Here is a 6,623-nt window from a genome sequence, read left to right as displayed (position 1 = left end):
TGATACTCTGATTATAGTCAACCACCTCATGAAATACGGTATTTCTTATGGTGATTTTACAGACAGCAGATGGTCCTTAAAAAGAATCGCTAATATTTGTGGTGTAACGGAAAGGGCGGTACAATATAGGAAGAAAAAAATTATTAAAGAACTTACCTCAATCTATGATAAGGAAATACTGCCATTACTATTCGATTAATGCAGTAGATTTGATAAAGCAAGTTTTTTATAAAAATCAGTATAAAAACTTGCTTTTTTTATTTTTCTCTATATAATGATAATGCCTTCAAAATAAAAAGGGTCAACAACAAATTTTGTGGTCAAGAGTTTTTATATATAATTATTACTAAAAAGTTTTCTTAAAGTCAGTATTTATAAGGATTTCATAAATTAACATGAAATAAATTGCACATAAAAAATCATTGATACCCTATTTTTCACAAAAATCGTTAATACACCTTTTATTATTAATGTATGTCCAACGCTAAACCTATAATATTTACATATTCTTGAAATGCAAGCAGGACAAAGATTTGATATGTATTTTCTATGAAATTACTGAAAATAAAAGTTATAGGTAGTGCGTTGGAAGCACATTAAATAAGGTTAAAAGAGGTTATTGGAAATAGAATTCCTGTAACCTCTTTTATTAATGACTTATAACAATTTGAATTCATATTTATTTAATAGTATGTACTGGTTTATAATATATTGCATATTATTATTGTGTTAATCCTATAACTGATTGTGCTAAGTTATTAAATATCTTGTGAAACATATCCCTGCTGTTACACATATTATCTAAAATCTGACCTACTTGTTCTATTTGCCAGTCCTCTAATGCAAAAACTGGCACATTATATTTTTGTGATTGAGCAATTAAACTATTAAAGTCAGGTATATTTATAATGTTATATGGTTCTTCAGGTGTTGCTATTTCAAAAAATTTTGAAGAATCCACTATCATTTCATACTTTTGTAATATAGGGACAAGATGATTATTAACATTATCAGTTATTTTATCTATCCATTTTTGAAATGACTTAGCAGGAGCACCATTCTTAGGTCGATATCTTTGTAGTATTGTTCCGATGAATTTTGGTGTTGTATTTGGAAATTTATAATCAGATTCTTGAAAAATGGGATGAGTACGTATTGTTCTATAAATATCATTCCAAGTAGGAAGTATATTACACAACGAATTTATAGCCATATCACAAAAGTAATCAGGTGAACATGGTACAATGAAATAATCACTCTGCATTAATAGATTAGCATTTGTTGCATTGACGCTGGGACTCATATCAATAATAACATAATCGAAACCGTATTCTTCTGCTGTTATTCTTATCATATGACTGATTGCTCCTGGAATGTTTTTCATTAACTTCAAACTACCAGTTAATTCTTGAGCAATACCAATTGATACATCAAAATCTGAAAAATTGATATGCCCAGGTAGTAAATACATATTTTTTCTTTTCGGAAACTCGTAGCACTTAGCAGGCTGCAATTGTTTAGGCATTGATTCAAATGCAGGTGTTAATACAGATTTAATATTATCAATTGAACTATCCTTATAAAAAGTTTCAAAGTCCTCAGTACCAGAAAGGCTTAAAGACATACTTGTCAAATTACATTGAGGGTCAGCATCAATCATCAAAACTTTTTTCCCTAATTCTGCTAATGCCCATGATAAATTAAAAGTAGTTGTTGTTTTGCTTACGCCTCCTTTATGATTAAATAAGGAAATAATTTCTGCCATTTTTGGTCCCTCCTGAAATAAAAATATAGTAACGATGATTTAAATAGACCAACATTACCAATATATTGGTTAATATATGCTATTATTACAAAAGAGCAAAAATCAATAAAGACTAATTATTATTAAAAAATCACTTATCCTTTTCTCTATCATTATTAACTTTATATTTTATCTTTCTTAAAGTAAATGCTGGCATTGTTCCTTCCAAAACATTTACTACATATTCATTAACTTTGGGATTCTCAATACTACCAGTTTCATATTCAATTTTGCAGTTCTCTTTATTCATATTGCAATAAATAATTTGCTCTGCGTCGCAAGCCACAGCAATATTGGGATTGTGAGTAACAATAATTACTTGCCTTCTATTTTTTGCTTCCCTTATAAATGGAACCAGTTTTTCATAAACAGATTGATTGTCTAAATTATCTTCAGGCTGGTCAATAATAAGGGGACAATTATCCTTATCCAATACCAAATAAAATATTAGTAATAAAGCCCCCTTCTCTCCAGGTGATAATTGCTCCATATTTCTATTTCCAAATTTTAATTTATATTCAACTTTTAGATAGTCTAATGAGTACAGGTAATTATATAATCCTTCTCTGTCTTTTAATAATTTGTTAATTTTACTTTTATCACTTGTAAGTCTATCATAAACATCTTTAATAAAATTTACTGCATCATTCTCACAACTAAAATTATATTTAATAATTATATCTTTTAACTTTGCATAACCTTCGTTCCTACCTCTAAAATCACTACTAACAGATTGATTAATCATATTCAAAAACTTATCACTAAAGTTACTATTAGGCAAAATCTCAACAGAAAAATTTAAATTATCATTTTGAATATTACCCATTGCATTAATTCGTTCCATCACGGGCTTATATATTTGTTTATAAATATTTACCTTCTTCAATTTTAATTTATATATATCCCTACAAATCTTCTCTCTTTGCTTGATTACTTCATTAATCTCTCGATTTAGATTTTGCTTGATGTATCTGTATTCTGCTGCATAATACTTAAATGAACCTTCCTTATTCGTATCTCCTATTAACTCATTTTTCCGTTTTCCCCATACGTTTAACTCCTCTAAGTAATTCTGGTATTCCTTTAGGACTGAGTTCATTTCTCCGATAATCTTTACTTTCTCATTAGTTAAATTTTCCTTCATTTTGTACAAAGACTTATCCGTCTGTTTTTCTTTATCTTTTTCAAGCAATATTTGCATTTGATTCTTATCATTATTTAGACTATCTAATAAAATCTCTATATCTTTCATATCGTAACTAATATCTAATTTTAGGCTAATATTGAAACTATGCCTATCAAGGATTTCCTTTATCTCATCCTTCGTTTTTTCATATCTCTTACATAACTCAATAATTTTTTCTTTTATAAGATTTAAATCAGTTATTTGAACACTAACAGTATTGAGTGCCGCTTGGACTTCTCCGATTTTTTTATCTATACTATTAATTTTCTCATCTAGTACTTTTAACTTTGAATTTTCAGCAGAACCTTGTTCTTCTTCAGGCATTCCTTTTTCTTTAGGCTTTATTTTTCTATGATTTTTTATCTCAATATACTTTTGTTTTAGTTGATTCTTTATGGTATCAATATAATCTGGATTTTGTTTATCTTCCAGTTCAATTATTTTTTTATTTATCTTTTCCAAATCATTCTTGAAAGATTGAATTTCATCTTCAATACCTTGACACAAATAATTAATCAGGTCATCAAACGAACTTTTCATCAACTTTTCATTTTCAGGCAAATATGAAAATACCATTTTATTTATTTCTTGTTCAAAACCACTACCCAAGTCATTACATACATTTTCTATATATTTTTGAGGCAAGTATTTAACTTTCTCAACTTCAGTTAATTCAGATTTAGTTGAAAGACCTCTCTCATCAACGCAACCATCTAACCATGTAAGTTTAGCCTCAAAGTATTGAGATAAATTTTCAGGTGCCTTTCTAAAACGTTCAAAATTTAGAAATGAAAAATATTTTTCATTCTTGCTATTTCCTAACAAACCTAAAATATCTGATAAAGCACTTTTGCCACTACCTTTACTACCAATTATAGCAACAAGGTCAGAATTAAAAACAATTGAATTATCAAACCACTCATCTGCTAATGGATAGTCACTTACTTTTTTTATATCCAATTGATGTATATATCGAGACTTATTTAATTCAGTAGTCTTTAATTTTTCAGGCTTTTTACCTATAAATACTCTATCCTTAGGTTCATTTAATAATTGTAAAAGCCCTTCAAAAGTAGTATCTGCTTTTATCCAGCAATATTTCTCTTGGTCTGGGTTAAATAGTTCTTCTGGAGAGTGAGCATCAGACCCCCAAATACAAGGTTTATTACCACTAAACTCTTTCCCAAAATCCTTTGATAATGCCCACTGTCTTGTCTTTTCATTTGAACTAAAAATCATATTAGATATTGACAATATATTCTTTTTTACATTGTGGTCCTGTCCATCCCAATCAACTAAACTCCAGTATTCCTCTGCTAATATAAGAATATATTTGTTTTGAAAAAGTTGTGGCCTATCTTTTTTAAGTATTTTACATATACCTTCTTCGCTAACAACTGCATTCATACAACCAACATAATAATCCGACATTTGGTTAAATGGTTGATGTTCAGAACGAAGTTTTTGCCCTAGTGCCTCAAGATTACACTTTTTTAGTTTTCTTCTTTCTAAACCATACTCTGGATTACCTTCATATGAAAACTCTAAATCTTCCAGAAAATTTTCCTCTATGTCTGAAATACTCACATTATTTGAAAAAATAACGTGATAATTAAGCCTTCTTGGTTGTTGACCGTCTTTTTTACTGGAAACAATTTTGTCAAGCCTAAATTCTATATTTGGTAATAAAAGTATTTGTTTAATTTTTGAAATGTAGTTTTCGTCCTGTAATAACTCATCTCTAAATAAGGTTGCCAACTTATTATCATTATTGATATATTCTGTTATAATTTTTTTATATCCTTCTATGCTAAAGTAATCTGTAATTCCGATTGTTCCTATATTCTGTCGAATTGCAGCATTAAACAATAGTTTAACATATGAATCCCAATCATTTCCGAACTGGTTATTCAATACAGATGCTGGAGTATGAACGTGAAGGTCCCATTTTCTCCACTGTGAGCCCCCCATAAAATTACTATCCACATTGATTCCCCTCCATTCGAAAAAACAAAAATCATTGATTTGAATCTATATTTTCATTCCCAATTTTAAATACATAATAATTCATTTCAAATCACAACTAAATTATATACTAACATTATCCAATTTTCTACAAAATCTTTCCACAAAAACGGGATTTTGTGGAGAATACAATAAAAATCAGATACTACATTGCCTTTATTTGGTGCAATAAGCCCTCGAAAATTGTCCACAAAACTTTTTAGCCCTACTTTTAAACTTGAAATCTACCTGGTATATAAACTTGAATTTAGCCTTATGTGTCCTTAAAATCATAGTAAAATTTAAGGAAAGGAGTTTAGTCATGGATACTAAGGAATATTATTTGGATGATTTTGTAGATTATTTAAATAAAAACGATAAATCCTCTGGAACTATATCAACCTATACTGTTAATATCAAATGCTTTATTAAATACTATATTGAATCATATGGCGAGGAATTTATCCCAGGAAATGTAATCATGATGGACTTACAAGACTACCGAAATTATCTTTTGAATATCAAACGGCAAAAAGCATCTACCATAAATAATAAAATTGCAGCACTAAGAGAATATTTTTACTTTCTTCAAAGCAATGGCATTATTAAAAACAACCCTGCTGAAAATCTAAAGAAGATACGTACAAATAAACCTACCGCTCCAAAGGGTTTTTCTGACTCAGATTTTAGAAAAATCAAAAGATATGTGTATAGAAGTCAGAAAAATTTATGGATAGTAGTTTTTGAGTTGTTATCTAAAACTGGAGTCAGAGTCAGTGAACTTATAAATATCCGTCTTTCTGACATAACCATAAATGACCGTTCTGGAAACCTAAGAGTAATAGGTAAGAACCAGAAAGAAAGGAATATTCCTCTTCATTTAGATGTCAGAAAGGCTATAACTGCGTATATGGAAGTTAGAGATAAAATGTCAATATCATCTGATTATCTTTTTATAAGCGAAAGGAAACGGCCTTTTACCCGCTCTGGAATCTTTAAAATACTAAAGCGTTGGGAAAATGATACCAATATTAAAATTCATCCTCATATGTTCAGGCATCATTTTGCAATTCAAATTCTAAACACACCCAAATCTGATATCAATACTGTACAGTACCTCCTTGGACATGAAAGTATAGAGAGTAGTGCAATTTACCTCAAGGTAAGGCAAGAAGATTTAGAAAAAAGCATTAATGCTCTAACAGATTATTAAAATTAACACACCCATGTTTTTATATGGGTGTGTTTTTTACATCAATTTACTAATAGGTAAAAACCGCTATGTCAAAATATCTATTTATATTTAAGATATATCTCAAAAAATATATTCAACTTTTTGAGATACTATTTAAGGCCTTTAATCTATAATTTCATATAGTACACTTTTTGAAACAATAAGATACTATTTCTTTTTATGCATAAACCAAATACCACCAATACTGACAAGGGTAATACAAATAATCATGGTAATTGTTAAATACATCATGCTCAGTAAACCCCCTAACAAAACAGAGATAAGGTTTCCCTTATCCCTGCTGCTTTATCACCTTCCACTCTCTTATGCTATCTTTAATAAAAATCGCCGAAACTATTACAAACGGTATGATTGCAAACCACCTGTATTCAAAA

The 6,623-nt window shown here is 29.1% G+C and carries 4 protein-coding genes; 2 read left to right on the top strand and 2 right to left on the bottom strand.

Annotated features, from left to right (window positions below):
- A partial coding sequence (locus tag JG776_RS11980; protein ID WP_291967814.1) for a hypothetical protein occupies positions 1–199 on the top strand: 199 nt, incomplete at its 5' end.
- A gap of 522 nt (positions 200–721) precedes the next feature.
- Here the strand turns inward: JG776_RS11980 and JG776_RS11975 are convergent.
- Together JG776_RS11975 and JG776_RS11970 are read right to left on the bottom strand one after the other, a co-directional pair.
- Positions 722–1,765 (bottom strand): AAA family ATPase, encoded by a 1,044-nt coding sequence (locus JG776_RS11975; protein ID WP_291967812.1) that lies wholly within the window; start codon positions 1,763–1,765, stop codon positions 722–724.
- A gap of 130 nt (positions 1,766–1,895) precedes the next feature.
- On the bottom strand, positions 1,896–4,976 hold the full coding sequence (locus JG776_RS11970; protein ID WP_291967811.1) for a TrlF family AAA-like ATPase: 3,081 nt from the start codon (positions 4,974–4,976) through the stop codon (positions 1,896–1,898).
- Between the two features lie 340 nt (positions 4,977–5,316).
- On the opposite strand from JG776_RS11970, the gene JG776_RS11965 reads away from it, so the two are divergent.
- A complete protein-coding gene (locus JG776_RS11965; RefSeq protein WP_291967808.1) occupies positions 5,317–6,207 on the top strand; it encodes a tyrosine-type recombinase/integrase in 891 nt (296 codons plus the stop codon).
- The last annotated feature ends 416 nt before the right edge of the window (positions 6,208–6,623 follow it).

Source organism: Caloramator sp. (genome assembly GCF_020054765.1).
In the GTDB taxonomy this organism is placed as follows: domain Bacteria; phylum Bacillota; class Clostridia; order Clostridiales; family Caloramatoraceae; genus Thermobrachium; species Thermobrachium proteoclasticum.
The sequence above is the reverse complement of the archived record's forward strand: the minus strand, read 5'-3'. Positions and strand labels throughout refer to the sequence as shown.

Coding starts and splice junctions, on each gene's coding strand:
- JG776_RS11975 (WP_291967812.1), bottom strand. CDS start 1,765: ATGGCAGAAATTATTTCCTTATTTAATCATAAAGGAGGCGTAAGCAAA.
- JG776_RS11965 (WP_291967808.1), top strand. CDS start 5,317: ATGGATACTAAGGAATATTATTTGGATGATTTTGTAGATTATTTAAAT.